We start from the raw sequence: 20043 nt of genomic DNA on the forward strand, positions 1-20043 counted from the left end.
ACAGGATCATGATGATCACAGCCGCCACACCGCTTCTGAACGTTGCCGAGATCAACCGCAGTATCGGGTTTTACCGGTTTCTAGGGTTTGAGGTGGTGGCGCGTACCCTGTCCGATCAGGATGACGAGCCGGTCTGGGCGATGCTGGAAGCGGGTGATGCAGGTGCCAAAATCCGTTTGATGCTGGCCGCCCATGGCGGCGTTTCGCACGAAGAACGCCGGATGCGGCCATCCTTTGCCGGGCTGGTCTGGTATTTGGAATGCAATGATGTTGATGTCATGTTTGACGCGTTAAATGATGCAGGTTTCAAGCCAGAGCCGGTGACAGAGCTTGAAGACGGCACGCATCAGTTTTTTATCCGTGATCCGGATGGGTATGAAATTGCGGTCACAGAACCGACGGGTTATGCAGTCGGATAGCTGATTTTTAGGACTTCAAGCTCGTCCTCGCCCGCCGGGGTGCGCAACGTGACGACGTCGCCGACACCGGCCTTCATCAGGGCGCGGGCGACAGGGGAAATCCAGCTTATTCTGCCTTTGAGGCTTTCGGCTTCGTCCTCGCCAACGATGCGGATGGTGACTTCTTCGTCCCGCGCATTCACATATGTAACCGTGGCGCCAAAGAAAACCCGGCTGTGATCGGGTTGTTCGTGCGGGTCGACAACAACCGCGTCCTCGATCCGTTTGCGCAGATAGCGCACCCGGCGATCAATTTCGCGCAGGCGCTTCTTGCCATAGATGTAATCGCCATTTTCCGACCGGTCGCCATTACCTGCCGCCCATGAAACCACTGCAACGGTTTCGGGCCGTTCCTTTTTCCACAGGTGATCAAGTTCGGTGCGAAGGGCTGCGAGCCCTTCGGGGGTCATGTAAACCGGTCTGTCCATTAGCGGGTTTTAGCTTAACGCTGCGCCGCGGGAAAGAGGCGATTTGGGTCGGCGGTGTAGCAGATACCGGGCGTCTTGTTATCCATCAAGCGGCAGGCCCGCGACAAAATCACGCAGCCAGCGTTGTGCGGGATGGACATCATTGCGGCGATGCCAGGACATGGTGAAGCCGATCGGATCAAGATCTAAGGGAAGCGGGCGGATGGCAAGAGCATCGGCCTGGCCAGACGCTGGAATGACGCCCGCCATCAGAGTCGCGATCAGATCGGAGCGCGCAATCACAAGCGGGGCGGCGTACATCGTTGGCAGGGTCACGGCAAGGCGGCGTTTATGGCCCATTTTTGCCAGTGCCGCATCCACCAGACCAAAACGGTCATTTTCCGGTGATACCAGCAAATGCGATAGCGAAAGGAAAGCCGGAATATCCAGCGGTGCCTTGGTTGCTGGGTGGTCACGGCGCAGAACGCAAACGAAGTCTTCCGAAAACAGCGGTCGGGTCAGTATGCGCCCGCTTGCCGTGGGGGAGACGCCAATCGTTAGGTCGGCTTCCCCCGCGTCAAGCAGGGTAATGGCGTCATCCCGCGCGGTGAAGTTCCCGATCCGCAGCGTGATGCCCGGTGCCTTCTGACGCAGCGCATCAAGCAACACTGGTAGGACTTTGAAGGTCGGATGATCCGAAAGTGCTATGGAAAAAGTCGCGGTTGACGTCGTCGGATCAAACGTCTGGGTGAATTCAAGCGTGCGCTGAATTTCGGCCAGCGCATGGCCAATTGGTTCGGCAAGATCAAGGGCACGCGGGGTTGGCTGCAAGCCCGCAGGGCTTCGGATGAAAAGTTCATCATTAAGCAATCCGCGCAGCCGCGATAGTGCGGCACTCATGGCCGGTTGGGTGCGGCCAACGCGGATACCCGCGCGCGTGACGCTGCGTTCTTTCATCAGCGCGTCGAAGGCCACCAGAAGGTTAAGGTCGATACCATGTAAATCCATAAAATGGATGTTGTCATATACTTTATATCGATTTCAAGTATGTCGAGAGGATCGATAGCATTTCCCATATCCAACAATCCTGAATGGGAAATGAAAATGACGGAGCAAATCAATAAGCCTGTGATTACCGGGGTATCAGACCCGGATCGCAAGGCCATCGAGGTACTCTATCGGGCTTTTAGCGAAGGTGCCGACCTTTTGAATGAGGCGGTTTGCAGCGACTGGCAGGATATCCCGCTTGCCCCCGGGCAGGCACCGGGACGCGATGGCATGAAGCCCCTGATCAGGGCGTTTCAGGCTGCCTTTCCAGACGTGAAAATCATCGTCCACGAAATGATTGGCGGACCGGGCCGGGTTGCCGTGCGGGCCGAAATCACCGGCACGCATTCAGGCGAATGGTTCGGGATTGCGCCGACAGGCAGGGCTTTTCACATGCCGATTCACGAATTTCATTATGTCGAAAACGGCAAGGTGACCCATACATGGCATCTGGAAGACTGGCTTGGCTGGTTGTATCAGGTGGGCGCATGGCCAATCACTGATCAGGAGGCCGCGCAATGAAAGCCGTTAGACTTGATGATTACAATACCGCACCTGTCATCCGCGATATTGCCACACCGGAAATCGGCCCGGAGGACGTGCTGGTCCGGGTGGGAGCAGCAGCTCTTAATCCGCTTGATATTAAATTGCAAAGCGGCGTGTTGCAGGGCTACTTCCCGCTGGAATTCCGATACACGGTCGGATCCGACCTTGCCGGGATGATCGAGGATGTCGGGGCAAATGTGATCGGCTGGCACAAGGGTGACAAGGTTATTGCCCGGCTTGATCCGGTTGCGGGCGGGGCGTTAGCCGGGTTTGCCTGTGTTCCGGCGAATTATCTGGTGAAGGTGCCCGAAGACATGCCGCTTGAAGTCGCCGCAGGCATTCCGACGGCGGCGGGAACGGCGTGGCAGGCGTTGTTTGAGCTGGGTGGTCTTGGTGTCGGGCAGACGGTTCTGATCCATGCCGGGGCCGGTGGGGTAGGCAGTTTTGCCATCCAGTTTGCCCGTGCGGCAGGCGCACGCGTGATTGCAACCGCATCCGGGGACGGGATCGCCATTGCCCGGACATTGGGTGCAGATCAGGTGATCGATTATCGCCACGCTGATTTTGCAGAAATGCTTTCGGATATTGATCTGGTGATTGACACCATCGGCGGTGAAACACAGCAAAAATCGTTTGGTGTTCTGCGAAGCGGCGGCAGGCTGCTATCGCTTGTTGCCCCGCCGGATGAGGCATTGGCACATGCCCACAATGTCAATGCGCAGTTTGTGTTTCACATGTCTGATGGGGATCGGCTGGCACGGGTCGTTTCGGCGATGACCGAGAGCAATGTGCGTGTTCTGATCGACCGGACCGTGCCGCTTGATCAGTTTGCCGATGCCTTTGCCCGACAATCATCGGGCCGGGCACGCGGCAAGATCATTGCTACGATGGTCTGATAGGAGAAAGCCGTGACACAGAAAATATGTGTCACGGCTTTGTTCGGATAATCAGCGATCAGGCGTTGGCTTCGACCCGAAGGGCTTTGTCGTCAATTGGCATATGGACGATGGCGGCAAAGATGCCAAGCGCGATGGAGGTGATCCAGACGCCATCGAAACTGCCGGTCATATCAAAGATGATCCCGCCCATCCATGCGCCAAAGAATGCGCCGATCTGATGGGACAGCATCACAATGCCAAACAGGGTCGCCATATAGCGCGGGCCGAAAACCTGCACGATGATGCCACTGGTCAACGGCACCGTCGACAGCCAAAGCGCTCCCATCAGGGCAGAAAACAGCCAGATGGTTTCGGCGGTTTTGGGGGCAAGCATGAACAGCAGAATGACCAGTGCGCGCATGCCGTAAATAAACGACAGGCTCCATTTTTTTCGCCACTTGCCGCCCACCCAACCGGCCGTCAGGGTGCCAACGATGTTAAACAGGCCAACAATCGCAAGCCCCTTTGCCGCGACCGAACCGGGCAGGCCGCAAAGCTGGGTAAAGGTTGGCAGGTGGGTTGCGATCACCGCGATATGGAAGCCGCAGACAAAGAACCCGGCATTGAGCAGCAGAAAACCGCGATGCTTGCGGGCTTCGTGAAAGGCCGCGACCAGCCCGGTCGGTCCAAGATCGGCACCACCTGAATTGGGGCCATGGGCCTCGGCCTTGCCGGTAAGCGCAAAGGCAAAGGGTACGATGATCATCGACATGACGGCAAGAATTGCAAGGGCGGTGACATAGCCATAACCGTCATTAAGAAACTGGGTTGTCGGGGCCATGACGAACTGGCCGACCGATCCCCCGGCGGATGCCAGACCAAGGGCGAAGCTGCGTTTGTTCGGCGGAAAGGCGCGGCTGATAGCGGCCAGAATGACCGGAAAGCTGGTCGCACCGACCCCTGCTCCGATCAGGAATCCCGATGTCAGATGCAGTTCCATTGGCGAGGTCGAAATACCCATGAGATACAGACCCAGCGCATAAAACAGCGCCCCGCCAATCAGTGTGCGCGTGGTGCCATAGCGATCAGCAAGGGCACCGGCAATCGGAGCGGCAACACCCCACATCAGGTTCTGAATGGCAAAGGCCAGACCAAAGGTCGAGGCACTCCAGCCGGTGACGGTCAGCATATCGGGGATGAACAGGCCAAGCGACGGGCGGATGCCGAGATTGACCGCCAGGACAAGACAGCCAGCGACAAGAACAAGCCAGGGAAACCACCTGGCGGTGCGAAGAGTGGGGCTCATCGGTCTACTCCGGAGCGGATTTCAATAATTGTTCCGATTTTGAACGCGATGGTGTAATGCGTCCAATTCATTCGGATTATTATGCGGATAACATTTGCGCATTATTATCTGGCAGCGGATCGGACATAGCCCCGGCTTCGACGACAATTTTGCCAACGGTATCAATGATATCATCAAGATCGGTGTTGGACTGACGGCGGATCAGCATGATCCCCATATCCCAGTTCATGCCCGGAATATCAAGAATGCGAATGCGGTTTGCCGCCGGGCTGTGCATGCAGAACCGCCGTGCCATGATGCCGTATCCTGCCCCGGCGGCGACCATTTCGATCTGCAATTCAAGAGCGGAAACTTCAAGGACGGATTTGAACTGCACCCCGTTCTGGCGCGCCCATGCATTGCCAAGTGCCCGGAAAGTACAGCCATCCGGCATCAGGACCATGGGATGTTCGGCCAGCTCGGCAATGTTTTCCGGGTGGTGTCTGGCTGACCGGGGACCGATCGCAACGATTTGATCATCAAGAAGTTTTTGGGCACGCAGACTTGGCGGAATATCGCGGACATCAATGCCGCCAATTGTACCATGCGGACCATCCAGCGACAGCATGGCATCAATTTCGCCCCGCCGCATCAGCGGCAACAGCTCGCTTGACCAGCCACTTTTGATTGTAAGCGACATGTCGGGAAAACGTGCGTGCAGATCTCGCAGTTCGTGCGCCGCCAGAAGCGGTGCCGCCCCGTGACTGACGCCAAGGCGGAACGGACCGGTCACGGCATTGTTGCCGGTGATGCTTTCGGTGAAACCATCAAGGCGGCGTAAAAGATCGCGGGCTTCGGCCAATGCCCGGTGCCCGGCGGGGGTGGGTTGTAACGGCTTTAAGGACCGGTCAAAAAGCTGTGCGCCAATGCGTTCTTCAAGGCGCTGGATACGGCGCGTGATGGCAGGTTGCGTAAGGCCAAGGCGGGCGGCGGCCCCATGAAAGGATTTTTCATCGGCAACGGCGATCAATGCCTGAAGTTCGCGGGTATCCATGACGGTCACCTGTTGTCACAAAAGATGGTTCAGGATCGCGCAAATCGGCTATTGATGCAAGAAAAGCATCGGTGTCGTTAAGTTGATGCGAGTTCTGCATGAGCTGGTTGTGCCGGGAGCTTTTTCATCTTTGCTTTGCAGATGCTGGCTGCCGCGGTGTAACCGCCATCGGCTCCATCTAGGAAATGCAGGTGGGAGTCCGTTGCAATATCGGGAACGATGCAGGTCATCAGCGCTTCGTCCTGCTGTTTTATCCCAAACCAGATATCACCATTGTTTTCGGCATCCGACAGCAACGTTTCGATTTGTTCTGTTTGTGGTGCGGTGCAATTGACAGTCAGCCAGATACCATCGCCAAAGCGTCGGAAATCAGTATTGAGTTTGGTTTGTTCGCGATAATGCACCGGATCGAAATCGCCAAGATTCCGGCCAGTTTTAAACAGAAACAGGGCAACGCAGGAGACGAAAAGCGCCTTGCACCATGCGAGCAGTTTTGATCCTTCGGTTCCCTGTGTTGCCAGTGCTTCTAGGCGCAGGCTTTGCCAGCCAATCCGGAAATCGGGACCGGATTCCGGGACCGGATTGCTGTCGCGACGGTCCTGTTCAAGGATGCCAAACAGGGCGGTTGCGCAACGGTCAAAACGGGCTCGATCATCGCGGGGCAGCATGATTATTGACAGGATTTTGCATCCATCCTCGGCCCGGATCGGCGACCATCGGCACGAAAGTCCGGTCAGATCGGGCTGCGTGCCAGACGGTGCCGGGGTAATCAGGTTATGGCCCTGTTTCATCTGTTCTTCGGCCCAGGAAATGCCGCGCCCGGAAAATACCGCATAGGCCAGCTTTTTTGATGCGAGAAAACGGGCAACCCGGACATTGTGACCACTTTTTCGGATTTCGTCGATGCGGACCAAGGCAACCCGCAAATCAAAACCCAGTTCTTCGCTTGCCCAGATGGCGGTCGCGGCAAGGGCATCGCGGACGGCGGGAACCTTGTCGGGTGGGCAGGCAATCGCTGCACCGTCCCCGCCAAAGATGAATGGAAAATCCGAATGTCCGATGGCATTGGTGGCTGCGGCAATGACCGACGCGCCGACCATATTGACTTCCTTGTAACGGCCTGCTTCGACCGCCTTGGTCGATCCGACGATATCGGATGTGCCAACCCACCAGTCATCGGGCAGTTCGCGATAAATTGACGGGTCAAGAACCTTGGCGAAATCGTCGAACACCGGGATGTCGAGATAGGGATTGGTCAAGGGCATCTCTGGGGTTGGCGAGGCCAGTTCATGGCACCATTAATAATGAGGCGGAGGTGTATCATCTTCTGGTGATGTACGCAGAAAATCGACAAGCCGTTTTATATCTTCGGCCATTAATTTGTTGCGCCGTTCCAGCAGGTCGATCCGGTCCCACTGTGATTTGATCATGTCGGACATGTCATGTATCGAGCTTTCGAGATGGGCGATGTGGATTTCGAGTTCGTCGATACGGTTGCTTGCGTCTTGGCTCATGGCGCGATGGTTGTCCCGCTTGGATGGGTGAAAACTTGCCGGGGACAATGCCCTGTGGCAGGAGTAAGACACCAACCTAGCACAGATCAGAAAGATTGGTTAGCAGGCCCATGAGCGAATTATCCATCCTCGTCATTCTTGGCGTCGTGACAGCACTGATCGTGGTCTATGCCATCCGGTTGCGTGCGGTGCCGATGCCAAGTGGTCGCAAGGCACGCAACGAAATCATATCCTATCTTCCCAAGGAACCCTGCCGGGTGACGGATTTCGGATCGGGATGGGGCGATCTGGCGATCAGTATCGCGCGTGCCCGACCCGATATAACGGTCACCGGGATTGAGTTATCGCCGCTACCCTATGCGGTCAGCCGCATTCGCGCGCGGCTGGCACAGCTTGAAAACCTGTCGCTGGTGCGCGCGGACTTCAGAAAGCACGATCAGAATCCGGGGGATGTTGTGGTGTGCTTTCTTGACCCGCGGGTGATGGCCGATGTCGGCGATGTGTTAAACCAGCGCATGGCACCGGGCGGGATTTTGATTTCACGCGCTTTTGCCATTCCAGGCTGGCAGGCCTTTGGCGAAGTCCCGATGCAGTCGGGATCGGATATGCTTTACCTGTACCGAATGGGATCGCATCTGCCAGGATGAGGCGCTGCCTGGCTTGCAAAAAGCAGGGTCGCCCAAGGACACCCTGCTTTTTGTGTGTCATTCTTCTTCGTAAATCTTGATCAGGGCGGAATGGTCAAGATCGCCGCCGCCCATTTCGATCAGTTCTTCGTAAAGTTCAAGGGCGAGCCGCGAGAAGGGCAGTTCAAGGCCCAGTTCGCCTTCGGAAAATTCAAGCGCCTGATACAGGTCCTTGCGCTGGGTCACGACCTTGCCACCTGGTTCGAAATTGCGTTCGATCATGCGTTCACCGTGCTTTTGCAGGATCGCGGAATCCGCAAATCCGCCGGTCAGTGCGGAGCGCAATTTGCCAAGATCGACCCCGGCTTCGTCGGCCATGGAAAAGGCTTCGGCAATCGCACCGATAGTGATGCCAACGATCATCTGGTTGGCGGCCTTGGCGATCTGGCCGGATCCGATTTCACCGACATGGGTGACGCGTGATCCAAGCACGCCAAAGACTCGCTGGACACGTTGAAAATCTTCTTCTTCGGCACCGACCATGATGGTGAGCGTACCGTTTTCAGCCCCGTGTGTTCCGCCTGATACCGGGGCATCGATCCAGTGACCGCCGGCTTCTTCGACGGCATCGGCAAAGCGCCGGGTGGCGTCGATGGCGGTCGTGCCCATGTCGACAACGATGGTGCCTTCTTCCATGCCGTCAATCACGCCATCCTCGCCAAGCAGCACGTTTTCAAGGGCTTCGGTATTGGCGACACAGATGATGACGATATCTGCATTCGCCGCCGCATCGGCCGGGGTGGGCGCGGTGGCAACGCCCAGATCGTCAAAGGCATTGAGCGTTTCGGGATTGCGCGTATTGACGGTCAGGATCGCCCCTGCTTTTTCGAGATTGAGCGCCATAGGACGGCCCATCAGTCCCAAACCGATGAATGCGATGTTTTCCCCGGCAAGTGCGGTCATAACGGTGTTCCTTCGTTTTGGCCAACGTGTGGGCCTTCGATGTGACGGTCAAAAAGCGATCAGACGATCAAAAACATCCCGGCTGGTTGAACCGGGCGGGCGGCAGTCAAATCGCAAGTGCGGCCATAACATGGCGGTCTGACAAAGAAAGCAGCAATTCAGGGCGTTACCCGGTCTTATGCGCGTTTCGTTCGGTTTCCGTCGTTATCGGCCGACGCTATGTCGTCGGAATGGAAATTATGTGGTCGTTCTGTGCCGTCTTTGCGCGATTGCCTAAAACTCGCCGGGGCGGACATATCGCGCGGCCATGGCGCGTTCAATCGCGGCACTCACAAGGCGGTCAATATCGAGCCGATGACGTATCAGTTCAAGAATACGAAGTTCTTCCTGACTGATTTCGCTGTCCGACAGGACAATTTCGCAGGCAAAGACATAAGCGGTTTCGCGCAATTTGCGCGGCAGGGCTTCGCGGATCATGTCCAGCGTGCTGTCCAGGCCGTCTTCTTTGGCTAGCAGTTTGGCGCAATCACGCGCAACCGCGGTGACACCGTCATTGTCAAAGCCGGCAAAAATCGGAAGATAGCGAACCCGACGCCCCATTGCGGACAGTTCCGCATCGGTGATGTCGTTATCCGAGGCCGAAACCATAACCATTGTGTAAATCAAGGCGTCCTGATGTGAGATCACGATGATTACTCCTTTTCCGGATGACTGACCGTTAACGGGTATTCCCGCGAAACGTCGACGCACCGGTTGATGGCGTGTGACAACTCCGATGGACATAGAACCTAAGACGGTATTTGATCTCCGGCAACAGTTAACCGGTTAAATATTCACGATTTTAATGATTGCGTAGTGAAATGTGGCGCATCCTCTGGGCGTCGGAACACAGGGGGGCTTGCTGCGCATGCATGTGCAGGGGCTGTGAACCGAAGGGGATGCTTAAAAAATTACAACATGTTAGCGTCAAGAACGCATCGCATTCTCTCTTGGGAATAAAATAGGCCTTTGCAGCGCATGGGGTAAAAGTTATGGTCTCGCAGCGATAACAAAAATGACGAATAAGCCGGGTATGGGAGTTATCATTTCAAGCAACGCTGCGGGGACTCTTGCGGCGTTGATTGGGCATCTTCGTGTCCCGTCGGGGGTTTATGACCCCATCGGCGAAAGCCTTCTTGTGAATGCGCCATGGGCGCAGACGATTTCACCCGACCTTGTCGATGATACCTGGCACAAGATTGATACCCATCCCGAAATCGCCCAAAATATCCGTGAAATCAGTGCCGAGGCCCTAAATGCCGTCGGATATTTTTCGCGTGTCGATAAAATTGATGGCCGCGATGTCCAATTCTTTGCCTGGCAGCTTTCACTCTCCGGGCAGGTTTTCATCCGGATCATCGCCCTTCAGGACGCAGATGCGACGACTGGCACCGGGGTTTTGATTTCGCCGCAGCCGGTTCTGGTGGTGGAGCGTGACGGCGGTTTGCGATTCTCCAACAAGGCAGCCGAGCAGGCCGCCCTTGAAATGGGGCTGCCTGGTGCATTGTCGCTGACTAAACCATCTGGCCAGCGTGCTCTGATCGAAGACGGCGAAAACATTGCCGACTGGGATGACATCCGAACCGTGCATTACGGGCAGCGGATTTATCAGTGGCAACGCATGCCGTTGCCGACACAGGATGCGATTGCACTTTTCGGGCAGGAACGCACCCGCGAGGAAAGCTATCGCCGTGCCCTTGAACATGCTGTGCACGGTATTATCGATCTGGCCGCCGATGGCACATTGACCAGTGTGAACGAAGAAGCCGCGACATTGTTTGGCTATGACAATGTTCGCGAATTGCGCCAGGCCTATATTGCCAATAGTGAAAAGTTTTATGCCCGGGCCGAGGATTTGCGGGATTTGCGTCGCGACCTCGTATCCGGGGCAGGGATTCAGGCGCGCGATATCGAAATGCGCCGTCAGGATGGCAGCCAGCTTTGGGTGCGGATCAATGCTACCGAAATTCGTGGCGAAGGCGGATCGCTTCTGGGTTATAGCGTCACGGTTACCGACATCACCAAAAGCCGTCAGGCGGAATATGATCTGCGCCGCCGTCAGGAACGTTATCGCGCGCTGGTCCAGACCGCAGGCAGCGTGATCCTGTTCCTTGATAGCGAAGGTCGCATTCTGGAATATAACCGTGAATGCGAATGGACATTCGGCTTTTCCTGGATGGAAGCCGCCGGGCAGAATTTCTTTGATTTCCTGTTGCTTGACGGTGAACGCGATCAGGTGCGTCAGGGGATCAAACGCCTGATTTCCGGCGAGATCATCAAGGACGAAGTCATTTCATTCCGGCGCCGCGATGGCGAGGTTCGCCTGTTGCAATGGAATGCGCGTGCGCATTTCGGTGAGGATGGCGACGTATCGGGCGTGATCTGCATCGGGCAGGATGTGACCGAAAAGCTGTCGGTCGAACGTGCCCTTCGCCGGGCCGAAGAAAAATATCGCGGCATTTTCGAAAATTCCGCCGAAGGTCTTTATCAGAGCCGCCCGCTTGGCGATATCCTGTCTGCCAATCCGGCCTTCGTATCGATCCTTGGCTATGACAGTGCCGATGAATTGCTGGTGTCCCAAGCCGGGTTTTCGCAATGTTACCTGAACCCGACCAATCGTCTGCGCCTGACGGGAAAGCTTATGCGCGATGGCGTGGTTCAGGGGTTTGAGGCCGAGATGCGCCGACGCGATGGCAAGATCATCTGGGTCGAGGAAAATGCAAGACTGGTACGCGATGACAAAGGTGTTCCGGTTCTGATCGAAGGATCGATCACCGACATCACAGATCGCAAACGCAGCGAAGCACGTATCCAGTTTCTGGCCCATCATGACGGATTGACCGGACTTCCGAACCGCACCCTGTTTCAGGAGCGCCTTGCAGCCGCGGTCAAGCGTGGCAAGCATGAAAAGCGCAGTTTCGTGCTGATGCTGTTTGATCTGGATAACTTCAAAGACATCAATGATACGCTTGGGCATCCCATCGGCGATCTGCTCTTACAGGGGGTTGGCGAACGCATGCGGGTTTGTCTGCGCAACGAGGATGTGGTCGCGCGCCTTGGCGGGGATGAATTTGCCGTCCTGATCCATGATCCGGGCACGGTCGAGGAAGTGACCCTTGTTGCACAGCGCCTGATTGAACGGGTTTCGGAACGCTTCATGCTGGATGGGAACGAGGTGCAGGCATCGACATCGGTCGGTATCTGCATGTTCCCCCAGGACGGGCGCGATGAAAAGGACCTGTTCCGCAATGTCGATCTGGCGCTTTATTGTTCCAAGGCCGAAGGACGTAACCGGTATCATTTCTTCGAACCGCGTTTGCAGGTCGAAGTGCAGGAACGCAAGGCGCTTGAACGCGACCTTAGTCATGCGATTGAAAATGACGAGCTGGAGCTGTTCTATCAGCCGATTATTGATATCGCGAACCACAAGATCATCGGAATGGAGGCGCTGGTGCGCTGGTTCCATCCGTCCCGCGGGCAGGTCAGCCCGGTCGATTTCATTCCTGTGGCCGAACGCATGGGCATCATTGCCGATGTTGGCCATTGGGTGCTTAATCAGGCTTGCAAACAGACCCGGCAATGGCTCGATGCCGGATATGGCGAACTGACGATTTCGGTCAATCTGTCGCCGCTGGAGCTTGCCCGGCACGAAGACCTGATTGAAAGTGTCGGCGATGTTCTGGAACGGTCGCGTTTGAACCCGACCCAGCTGCAGTTTGAAGTCACTGAAAGTGCGGTGATGGATAACCCGCGCGAAGCGGCGATCACGCTTGGCATTCTGCGAAATCAGGGCATCCGGATTGCAATTGATGATTTCGGCACAGGTTATTCATCGCTGGCCTATCTGAAACGATTCCCGGTCGACAAGATCAAGATAGACCGGTCGTTTATCATCGACCTCGACAGCCGCGATGGCAATGCCGCGATTGTGCGCGCGGTGGTGTTCCTGGCGCGGTCGTTTGGCATGGCGGTCAATGTCGAAGGGATCGAAACCGAAATGCAACTGGAACGCATCGTCTCTGAAGGCGTTGATGAGGTACAGGGCTTCTATTTCAGCAAGCCGATCCCTGCCAGCGATTTTGAAATGCTGTTGAAATCGAATGTGACCATGCCGTTCGATGTGTCCTTTGGCGGGAACACGCGGCCGCACTGATCATGCAGGCGACCGCATTCCCGGTTTTCAACAGGTTTCGTCCGTTATCACGCGGCGCGGTGATCCCAGAAATCTCCGGCCTTCTGGCGCACGCGATCCCGGTCGATCACGACCGTTGACGGGCGAGACCGGCTTTTGCGCAAAACACCCTGACGGCGAAGATCAGCAATCATGCGGCTTGCGGTTTCGGTGGTTGTGGCAATGATGCTGCCCAGCTTGTCGCGTGTCGGCAGCGGGCAGTGATCATCCTTGGCACTCCAGAGCAGGAAACGGCAAATCCGGCGCATCGCCGATCCGGTCCCCAGATTGACCTTCCAGTTATAGCCATCGACAACCTCGCGTGCGAGCAGCCGCAGGATCGCCTGTTGCAGTTCGGGATTGGTCGCCTGTGCCATTCGGATGCGCGCAACCGGAATGCGCATCAGGACCGTTGGCGTCAGGGTTTCGCTGATCAGTGAAAGACCCGGTTCGACAACCGTCTCAAGCCCGATCAGATCACCGGGGCGGAACACGCGGCAGACTTGACGTTCGCCATCTTCGGCATAATGACATTGCATCACAAGGCCCGACAGGATGCGATAGATATATTCGCCTTCCTCTTCGTGGTGCCCGATGGCGGCATTGGCCCCCATATCAAGGGCCGGGTTTTCAGCAAGTTTCTCAAGATGTTTCAAGGCGTCTTCGTTGTTCATGGGGAACTCCCGATGGCACAAGGGAGATACGCGGCACGTTGCGGGGTGCCGCGTATCGACACCAGATCTTTTATCCAGCCGGATGGCCGGGTTGCATTGTCGAACCTTCAGGCCACGCGCAATGACCGGGCGGGGCGGGCCACAAACAGCCAGTCCAGGAACCAGATCACCAGCATGGATACACCGACGACCGGGTAAATGATTCCGCCAATCCCAAGGATCACCGTCACCCCGATCAGGCTTTTTGTCCGGCGCGGCAAGGGCGGTATGCCCAGCGATCCGGCCGGGCGGCGTTTCCACCACATCATCCCGCCAGATACAGCCATAAAGACAATCGCGGTACAGACAATCATCAGCACAATCTGGTTGATCACCCCGTATTCCTGACCCATATGGACATTGATCGCCCATTCCATGATGCGGCCAAAGATGCCGTAGTCCTGATATCCCATATCAATCAACGGTCGACCTGAATATTGGTCCAGATGAATGACGCGCTGCTGGGACAGGTCATCGGGATAAATTGATGCGCTGTAAACACCGGTTTCACTGCTTGGCAATGAAATCGCATAGCCGGGTGCAATGCCAAGTTCCGCGAACTTTGCCACGGCGGCATCTATGCCAAACGGAGTTGGTGTGCCACCATTGGCAGTTGATGTGCCATCAATCGATAACGGGATCTGGGCGTTTTCGGTAGTCCAGCCGGTTTCACCAAAAGCCTTGATCATCGGGACGGACGAAAGGGGCACATCGACGCGAACACCCGATGGATAGCCGCTCGGCGTACCATTGGCGAATTCGTTGGCATATTTGCCCCAGAATACTGACCAGAACATGCCGGTCGCGGCCAGAAACACGATAAAGAAGCCAACGAAAATGCCGGTAACCGCATGGGCATCGCGCCACCAGCGCCGACGCGCCGGGGTATCGCGCACGGTTAGAACGCCGCCGCTTTGATTGTCACGCGGCCACCAAAGATAGGTGCCTGTCACGACCAGAAGGATGCTCCATCCCGCGGCGATTTCGATCAGGTAATTGGTAACGGTACCAAATTCGGCCAGACTGTGAATGCGGCGGATCAGCCACATGATCGTGCCGCGATCTGGCATCGATCCCAGCACCAGCCCTGTATAGGGATCGACATAAACCGACCGGCGATCACCAGCCGATGTGGCAATGACGATTTCGGTGCTACGGTCCGGCGAGGTCGGCGTGATGATTTTGACCGGTTTGTCCCCGACGAAATAGCGCACGGCATCAACCTGTGTGCTGATCGGAAGTGGCGGTACATCCAGAACATTGACGAATTTCAGGTCGTAATAGACCCAGTCATCGATTTCGTCACGGAAAAGATAGGCTGCACCAGTGACGGCCAGAAGAATCATAAAAGGCAGAACAAAAAGTCCGGCATAGAAATGCCAGCGCCAGACAGCGCGATAGAGGCTGCTTGTCCCTTTTGGCGCATTTTTGGCATGAGCCGATGCGTTTGGCATCACGATATCCCCAATTCGGTCGCGGGTCTGTCGGGATACGGGCGCATTGGCCCGATGATCCCTACCCGGAACTCAAACAATCTGAAGTTGACCATGCTGGGTGGTCCGGGGCCAGTAAGGGCAACGGACATCATCCATCAGGCCGGGAGACACTCAGACGGGAAAGGGCGGGGCGCGGGGCGATGCCGCAATCGGACAGAAATCATGCAGGCGTGCCGTGATATGAAGGGCGGTGACCGCATTGGACATTCGCACGCGATGGATCAATGGCAATTCCGGTTCGACGGGCAGGCCGACCGCATGATTGCCAAGGCCGCAAATCGCGCATTGGAATCCTTCATAGGCACTGGAATGAGGGGAAGAACCGCCTTCTTCTGTTGCACCAGCCGGGACAGATATCGTCTTGATGCCATTGGCGGTACAGATGATAAGCGGGATAAAGTTCTGATCGGCGTTGCCACCGACAGCGGCCGGGGTATTGGCAAGCGCGACCGGCGCATGCATAAAGCCGAACATCAGGGCGTTTGCCAGCAAAAAGCACGCGACAGCAACCGACAGGCTGCGTCTGAGTGCCGAATATATCTGGCGGGTTCTGATCACGGCTTTCAATCCATTCCGGAAAGATACCTGCCTTCAATAATCCCTTGAAGGCAGGGTGTCAAAACCTCTTGGTGTGAACCACTTATCAGCAATTTTTTATAATCGTTCCTATAACAATTGAAATTCGCTGATTTGACTTGGTTGCGACGAATTGCACCAACAGTGTTTTGGCATTCTGAAAGCCAAAAATTTTTGTCTCAGATTTCGAAACGCCGGTTGTGACGAAGGCTGTCAAAGCTTCCAGCATGCGGTTTGCAAATAGTTTTCGGTAAAACTCCTGTTTGGGGCTAGGCTTCATTACCTGCTTTGGTCATTTGCGGAGAACCCCCCTATGCATGCCTATCAGCACGGTGGTGTGCCAGAACAGAAAACGCCCATATGGTCTGCGGTTCGTCTTAACCGGGCGGTTCTGATTTTGACCGTTGTCGGCATTGTCACCCATTTTGCCTTGATACCGGTTTCGATCTCTGTACCGGTTTTCGGGCATGCCGCGATGGATTGGCCGCTTTTTGCAGTGATTGCACTGGGCGGCGGGGTTCTGATTTTTGAAATCGTGCAAAAGGCGCTTGCCCGGGATTTCGGTGCGGATTTTCTGGCGGTGATTGCCTTTGTCACCGGTGTGGTGTTGGGCGAATATCTGGCGGCGGCGCTGATTATCCTGATGCTGAGCGGTGGGCAGGTTCTTGAAGCATTTGCCATGCGCAAGGCATCTTCGGCGTTAAATGCGCTTGCCGATCGGATGCCGCGTGTGGCGCATCGCAAAGACGGCGAAAACATTACCGACATCAGCCTTGATGACATCGTGGTCGGTGATCTGATTGCGATTTTCCCGCATGATACTGCCCCGGTCGATGGGGTGGTCGTCGATGGTCATGGCGCCATGGATGAAAGTTACCTGACCGGGGAGCCGTTTGTTGTGGCCAAGGCACCAGGGGCATCGGTGCTTTCAGGTGCGATCAACGGAGATGCGGTTCTGGTCATTCGGGCGGAAAGGCTTTCAAGTGAGTCACGCTATGCCCAAATCATGCAGGTCATGCAGGAAGCCGAACAGAAACGCCCGAAAATTCGCCGGATCGGGGATCAGATCGGGGCGTGGTTCGCCCCGTTTGCTTTGTTGGTTGCTTTTATCGCTTGGTATCTGAGCGGTGATTCCGTGCGGTTTCTGGCAGTCCTGGTCGTGGCAACGCCTTGTCCGCTTTTGATTGCCATTCCGATCACGATTATGAGCGCGATTTCCATGGCCGCCAGACGGGGCATCGTGATCAGCGATCCGACGGTTCTGGAACGGTTACCGACATGTAAAACGGCAATTTTTGATAAAACCGGAACACTGACATATGGCCGACCTGAACTGGTCGAAGTTCTGCCCGCCAGCGGTCATGGCGCGAACGAGGTTTTGCGCCTGGCCGCCAGTCTTGAACGGTATTCAAAACATCCGCTGGCAACCGCGGTGCTGGCAGCGGCAGAAAGCCGCAAACTGGCGCTTGGCGATGTGGCTCGAGTATCAGAAAAGCCCGGGCAGGGGCTGGTCGGGGCGGTGGATGATCAGGAGATTGCGGTGACCCACCGCAAAAAGCTGATCGCAAGTGACCCGGCCATGGCCGAAATCCTGCCGCCAGATGTCAGCGGACTTGAATGCGTGATCATGATTGATGGTGCCTATGGTGCGACATTGCGTTTCCACGATAGCCCGCGTGCCGATGGCAGGAATTTCGTCGGGCATCTCGGGCCGGTTCATAATTTCAACAAGGTCATGCTGCTGTCGGGGGATCGCGCAAGCGAGGTCAGTCATCTTTCAAAGCTGCTTGGCATTGATGAGAGTCTTGCCTCACAAAGTCCGGAGCAAAAGGTTGAAATCGTGCGACGCGAAACGGCGCTTGCGCCCACGCTTTTCATGGGGGATGGCATTAATGATGCGCCCGCGCTGGCGGTGGCAACCGTTGGTATCGCCTTTGGTAAACACAGTTCTGTAACGGCCGAGGCCGCCGGTGCCGTGATCCCCGAAAGTTCGCTTCAGGCGGTTGACGAACTGTTTCACATCAGCATGACCATGCGGCGCATTCTGCTGCAAAGTGTGATCGGTGGCATGGTGTTATCGATCTTTGCCATGGGCTTTGCCGCCTTTGGCTACATCAGTCCGGTTGCTGGTGCCGTGCTGCAGGAGGGGATTGATGTCATTGCGATCGTCAATGCCTTGCGCCTTGCCCTGGCGGGCAATATCCGCGCCGATCTTGTTGGGGATGAAAAGCAGATATCCTGAACATATCATCGACCGGAACCAAGCTTTGATGGCGGCGTTTATACAAACGACGGATCACATTTAAAGAAATCGGTAAATGAAACCAAAGGGACAGATCCATGACACTCGTTGTAAATGACGGCACGCCGGAAATGCGCGCACTTCTGGAAAAGGGACGCAAACGGCTTCGGACTGTCGGGATCGTTCTGCTTTTGCTGGGTATTCTTGCCGTCGCCTTCCCGTTTGCCACGACGATTGCGTTTAAAACCGTGATCGGCTGGTTGTTTATCATCGGGGCTGTCGGGCATTTTTACGGCGCGTGGAATGCCGATACACCAACGCGCCGCTGGATCGATGTGGTGCAAGGCGTTCTGTTCGCGCTTGTCGGCGGGTGGCTGGCCTTTTTCCCGCTGACCGGGATTGTGACCCTGACCGTGTTACTGGCAATTGCCTTTATCCTGCAAGGATTGCTTGAACTTGCCATGGCGTTCCGCCTCAGCCAGTTTCCCGGCTGGAAATGGATGCTGTTTTCCGGCGGTATCGCAGTGCTTGCCGGTGTTTTAATATTCGTGGAATTGCCAAGTGCTGCCACTTGGGCGATTGGATTGTTGCTTGGGATTAATCTGATTTCGTCAGGTTTGAGCTATCTGATGGTGTCAATGGCAATGCGAACGGTTACCAAGAGCTAAGCTGCGATTTCTGTGCCGTTCAGGATCAGATCAACCGCCGTAGCAACACCGTTTTCATGCGAAATTTGTTTGGCAATTCGTTTTGCTGTTTCGTGAACCTGTGGTGTTGCCAGAATGTCGCTTATGGCGCTGGCAAGACATTTTGCATCAAGCTTCGATGAGGGGATCAACTGGTGGGCAACGCCGATCGTGTAAAGCCGTTTGGCCCAGAATGGTTGATCGCCAAAGAACGGTACAATAATGGATGGACATCCCGCCCGTAATGTTGCTGCACACGTTCCGGCCCCCCCCATGATGTATGGCGGTCTTTACATGTTTGAACATCCATTCGTGTGGTACTTCCCGAACGGCATAAATGTTGGATGGCCAATCAACACCGGAAGCAATGCCGCCCCAACCGGTTGCAATGATTGCCTGGACATTTGCCTGTTTGACCGCATCAATCAACATTTGGGCGGTCTTTTGCGGATTGGTGGCGGGCATGGAGCCAAACCCGATATAGATCAGTTTTTGACTGTTTTTGATAAAGCTCGTCATTTCGGTGCTTGGCTCGTACAAAGCATCATTTACAAACCAATAGCCCGTGACAGCAGCTTTTTTCGGCCAGTCATTTGGGCGCGCTATGATGGCGTTGCTATAGGCGTTTAGAACCGTGATGGCTCCGAACTTTTGTGATTTTAGGATATCAAATTTCTGATACGGGATGACTTTATGCCGTTTTGATGCCCAATCGCGGAGACTGTTGCGCAACGACAGATTAACCAACCCCTTCACAAGCTTCCCTGTCAGAAGGTTATATTTCTGGCAATCCGCCATATTGGGAAAGCCGATATGCGGATAGGCACGAGTTGGAATGAGGGCTGGGATCAACTGGGCCAGAATGGCTGGGATTGCAAAATGATCAGCAATTGCCAAGGCGCCAAAGGCTTTTGGATGAAATACTATTTTGTCTGGCCTGATCCTATTAATGGTTTCAAAAATATCATCAAGAAGCGCACCTTGAAGGTCTCTTCCTTGCGCACGCAATTTTACGATACTGCTTATTTTCTTTAGGAATCCGGTGCCCGGATTTGACGCATTCGCAAATTGTGGTTTGCTGGTCAGATTTATTAACGCATCTGTTAAGGGCGCAAATGCGAGGCCGTGTTGTTGTACTAACGATTGGAAGCGCCCGGGGGCGGCAAGTGTAACCATATGGCCGGTTTGTTGTAACCCGTACGCCAAAGCAATGAAGGGCTGGATGTCGCCGCGTGTGCCATAGGTCATCAACAATATATGCATATCGCGTCCTTCGGCGGAAAATGGGCGTATTGCAAAATCGATTTGTTGTCAGATGTCAGGTGAAGTTGACCCGCACAGA

At 55.5% G+C, this 20043-nt stretch carries 20 protein-coding genes and 1 pseudogene; 7 read left to right on the forward strand and 14 right to left on the reverse strand.

The window, feature by feature from the left end:
- Positions 1-8 precede the first annotated feature (8 nt).
- Positions 9-419: a VOC family protein gene (locus P8T57_RS13855; protein ID WP_114094595.1), complete on the forward strand. Its 411-nt coding sequence runs from the start codon at positions 9-11 to the stop codon at positions 417-419.
- Here the strand turns inward: P8T57_RS13855 and greB are convergent.
- On the reverse strand, positions 404-886 hold the full coding sequence (greB, locus tag P8T57_RS13860; RefSeq protein WP_258548458.1) for a transcription elongation factor GreB: 483 nt from the start codon (positions 884-886) through the stop codon (positions 404-406). The genes P8T57_RS13855 and greB overlap by 16 nt on opposite strands.
- A gap of 78 nt (positions 887-964) precedes the next feature.
- Positions 965-1873 carry a LysR family transcriptional regulator gene (locus P8T57_RS13865; protein ID WP_114094593.1) on the reverse strand — a complete coding sequence of 303 codons (909 nt, stop codon included), beginning with the start codon at positions 1871-1873 and terminating at the stop codon, positions 965-967.
- A gap of 96 nt (positions 1874-1969) precedes the next feature.
- Between P8T57_RS13865 and P8T57_RS13870 the strand changes: the two genes are divergently transcribed.
- Together P8T57_RS13870 and P8T57_RS13875 are read left to right on the forward strand one after the other, a co-directional pair.
- Positions 1970-2434, forward strand: a complete 465-nt coding sequence (locus P8T57_RS13870) for an ester cyclase (protein WP_114094654.1) — start codon at positions 1970-1972, stop codon at positions 2432-2434.
- Entirely contained in the window at positions 2431-3354 is a 924-nt protein-coding gene (locus P8T57_RS13875) for an NADP-dependent oxidoreductase (protein WP_114094592.1), read from the forward strand. The genes P8T57_RS13870 and P8T57_RS13875 overlap by 4 nt, the downstream gene beginning before the upstream one ends.
- 58 nt (positions 3355-3412) lie before the next feature.
- Here the strand turns inward: P8T57_RS13875 and P8T57_RS13880 are convergent, their stop codons facing one another.
- From P8T57_RS13880 to P8T57_RS13895, 4 genes are all read right to left on the reverse strand, one after another.
- Positions 3413-4642 carry an MFS transporter gene (locus tag P8T57_RS13880; RefSeq protein ID WP_114094591.1) on the reverse strand — a complete coding sequence of 410 codons (1230 nt, stop codon included), beginning with the start codon at positions 4640-4642 and terminating at the stop codon, positions 3413-3415.
- A 79-nt stretch (positions 4643-4721) separates the two neighbouring features.
- The gene (locus P8T57_RS13885; protein ID WP_114094590.1) at positions 4722-5675 is read right to left on the reverse strand and encodes a LysR family transcriptional regulator; all 954 of its coding nucleotides are present in this window, start codon (positions 5673-5675) and stop codon (positions 4722-4724) included.
- 77 nt (positions 5676-5752) lie between these two features.
- A complete protein-coding gene (locus P8T57_RS13890; RefSeq protein WP_114094589.1) occupies positions 5753-6940 on the reverse strand; it encodes a DUF3095 domain-containing protein in 1188 nt (395 codons plus the stop codon).
- Between the two features lie 33 nt (positions 6941-6973).
- Positions 6974-7189, reverse strand: a complete 216-nt coding sequence (locus P8T57_RS13895) for a SlyX family protein (protein ID WP_341363428.1) — start codon at positions 7187-7189, stop codon at positions 6974-6976.
- Between the two features lie 110 nt (positions 7190-7299).
- On the opposite strand from P8T57_RS13895, the gene P8T57_RS13900 reads away from it, so the two are divergent.
- Positions 7300-7836, forward strand: a complete 537-nt coding sequence (locus P8T57_RS13900; RefSeq protein WP_341363429.1) for a class I SAM-dependent methyltransferase — start codon at positions 7300-7302, stop codon at positions 7834-7836.
- Between the two features lie 57 nt (positions 7837-7893).
- Here the strand turns inward: P8T57_RS13900 and P8T57_RS13905 are convergent, their stop codons facing one another.
- The 3 genes and pseudogenes from P8T57_RS13905 to P8T57_RS13915 form a co-directional block, all read right to left on the reverse strand.
- The gene (locus P8T57_RS13905) at positions 7894-8307 is read right to left on the reverse strand and encodes an NAD-binding protein (protein WP_255356857.1); all 414 of its coding nucleotides are present in this window, start codon (positions 8305-8307) and stop codon (positions 7894-7896) included.
- Positions 8290-8796 (reverse strand): annotated as a pseudogene (locus P8T57_RS13910) (NAD(P)-binding domain-containing protein); the annotation flags it as partial. The gene P8T57_RS13905 and the pseudogene P8T57_RS13910, both read right to left, overlap by 18 nt.
- A gap of 255 nt (positions 8797-9051) precedes the next feature.
- Positions 9052-9465 (reverse strand): tellurite resistance TerB family protein, encoded by a 414-nt coding sequence (locus P8T57_RS13915; protein ID WP_341363430.1) that lies wholly within the window; start codon positions 9463-9465, stop codon positions 9052-9054.
- Between the two features lie 367 nt (positions 9466-9832).
- On the opposite strand from P8T57_RS13915, the gene P8T57_RS13920 reads away from it, so the two are divergent.
- Positions 9833-12970 carry an EAL domain-containing protein gene (locus P8T57_RS13920; RefSeq protein ID WP_223305012.1) on the forward strand — a complete coding sequence of 1046 codons (3138 nt, stop codon included), beginning with the start codon at positions 9833-9835 and terminating at the stop codon, positions 12968-12970.
- 47 nt (positions 12971-13017) lie between these two features.
- Here the strand turns inward: P8T57_RS13920 and P8T57_RS13925 are convergent, their stop codons facing one another.
- The 3 genes from P8T57_RS13925 to P8T57_RS13935 all read right to left on the reverse strand — a co-directional run bounded on the left by P8T57_RS13925 (position 13018) and on the right by P8T57_RS13935 (position 15755).
- Positions 13018-13662, reverse strand: coding sequence for a Crp/Fnr family transcriptional regulator (locus P8T57_RS13925; RefSeq protein ID WP_007090467.1), 645 nt, complete (start codon positions 13660-13662; stop codon positions 13018-13020).
- Between the two features lie 107 nt (positions 13663-13769).
- Positions 13770-15155: a PepSY domain-containing protein gene (locus P8T57_RS13930; RefSeq protein ID WP_341363431.1), complete on the reverse strand. Its 1386-nt coding sequence runs from the start codon at positions 15153-15155 to the stop codon at positions 13770-13772.
- A gap of 153 nt (positions 15156-15308) precedes the next feature.
- The gene (locus P8T57_RS13935; RefSeq protein WP_139192148.1) at positions 15309-15755 is read right to left on the reverse strand and encodes a DUF2946 family protein; all 447 of its coding nucleotides are present in this window, start codon (positions 15753-15755) and stop codon (positions 15309-15311) included.
- Between the two features lie 331 nt (positions 15756-16086).
- Between P8T57_RS13935 and P8T57_RS13940 the strand changes: the two genes are divergently transcribed.
- The gene (locus P8T57_RS13940; protein ID WP_341363432.1) at positions 16087-18015 is read left to right on the forward strand and encodes a heavy metal translocating P-type ATPase; all 1929 of its coding nucleotides are present in this window, start codon (positions 16087-16089) and stop codon (positions 18013-18015) included.
- A 98-nt stretch (positions 18016-18113) separates the two neighbouring features.
- Positions 18114-18683: an HdeD family acid-resistance protein gene (locus P8T57_RS13945; protein WP_007090462.1), complete on the forward strand. Its 570-nt coding sequence runs from the start codon at positions 18114-18116 to the stop codon at positions 18681-18683.
- On the opposite strand, the gene P8T57_RS13950 is transcribed toward P8T57_RS13945, so the two are convergent.
- Complete coding sequence (locus P8T57_RS13950; protein ID WP_341365376.1) at positions 18680-18925, reverse strand: hypothetical protein; 246 nt, start codon at positions 18923-18925, stop codon at positions 18680-18682. The genes P8T57_RS13945 and P8T57_RS13950 overlap by 4 nt on opposite strands.
- Positions 18831-19964 (reverse strand): glycosyltransferase, encoded by a 1134-nt coding sequence (locus P8T57_RS13955; RefSeq protein ID WP_341363433.1) that lies wholly within the window; start codon positions 19962-19964, stop codon positions 18831-18833. Before P8T57_RS13955 ends, P8T57_RS13950 begins: the two co-directional genes overlap by 95 nt.
- Positions 19965-20043 lie beyond the last annotated feature (79 nt).

Source organism: Thalassospira sp. SN3W (assembly GCF_038070535.1).
GTDB classification, from domain to species: domain Bacteria; phylum Pseudomonadota; class Alphaproteobacteria; order Rhodospirillales; family Thalassospiraceae; genus Thalassospira; species Thalassospira xiamenensis.

Bases quoted from the DNA above. Each gene is read 5' to 3' on its own strand.
- P8T57_RS13855 (WP_114094595.1), top strand. From the start codon at position 9: ATGATGATCACAGCCGCCACACCGCTTCTGAACGTTGCCGAGATCAAC.
- greB (WP_258548458.1), bottom strand. From the start codon at position 886: ATGGACAGACCGGTTTACATGACCCCCGAAGGGCTCGCAGCCCTTCGC.
- P8T57_RS13865 (WP_114094593.1), bottom strand. From the start codon at position 1,873: ATGGATTTACATGGTATCGACCTTAACCTTCTGGTGGCCTTCGACGCG.
- P8T57_RS13870 (WP_114094654.1), top strand. From the start codon at position 1,970: ATGACGGAGCAAATCAATAAGCCTGTGATTACCGGGGTATCAGACCCG.
- P8T57_RS13875 (WP_114094592.1), top strand. From the start codon at position 2,431: ATGAAAGCCGTTAGACTTGATGATTACAATACCGCACCTGTCATCCGC.
- P8T57_RS13880 (WP_114094591.1), bottom strand. From the start codon at position 4,642: ATGAGCCCCACTCTTCGCACCGCCAGGTGGTTTCCCTGGCTTGTTCTT.
- P8T57_RS13885 (WP_114094590.1), bottom strand. From the start codon at position 5,675: ATGGATACCCGCGAACTTCAGGCATTGATCGCCGTTGCCGATGAAAAA.
- P8T57_RS13890 (WP_114094589.1), bottom strand. From the start codon at position 6,940: ATGCCCTTGACCAATCCCTATCTCGACATCCCGGTGTTCGACGATTTC.
- P8T57_RS13895 (WP_341363428.1), bottom strand. From the start codon at position 7,189: ATGAGCCAAGACGCAAGCAACCGTATCGACGAACTCGAAATCCACATC.
- P8T57_RS13900 (WP_341363429.1), top strand. From the start codon at position 7,300: ATGAGCGAATTATCCATCCTCGTCATTCTTGGCGTCGTGACAGCACTG.
- P8T57_RS13920 (WP_223305012.1), top strand. From the start codon at position 9,833: ATGACGAATAAGCCGGGTATGGGAGTTATCATTTCAAGCAACGCTGCG.
- P8T57_RS13925 (WP_007090467.1), bottom strand. From the start codon at position 13,662: ATGAACAACGAAGACGCCTTGAAACATCTTGAGAAACTTGCTGAAAAC.
- P8T57_RS13930 (WP_341363431.1), bottom strand. From the start codon at position 15,155: ATGCCAAACGCATCGGCTCATGCCAAAAATGCGCCAAAAGGGACAAGC.
- P8T57_RS13940 (WP_341363432.1), top strand. From the start codon at position 16,087: ATGCATGCCTATCAGCACGGTGGTGTGCCAGAACAGAAAACGCCCATA.
- P8T57_RS13945 (WP_007090462.1), top strand. From the start codon at position 18,114: ATGACACTCGTTGTAAATGACGGCACGCCGGAAATGCGCGCACTTCTG.
- P8T57_RS13955 (WP_341363433.1), bottom strand. From the start codon at position 19,964: ATGCATATATTGTTGATGACCTATGGCACACGCGGCGACATCCAGCCC.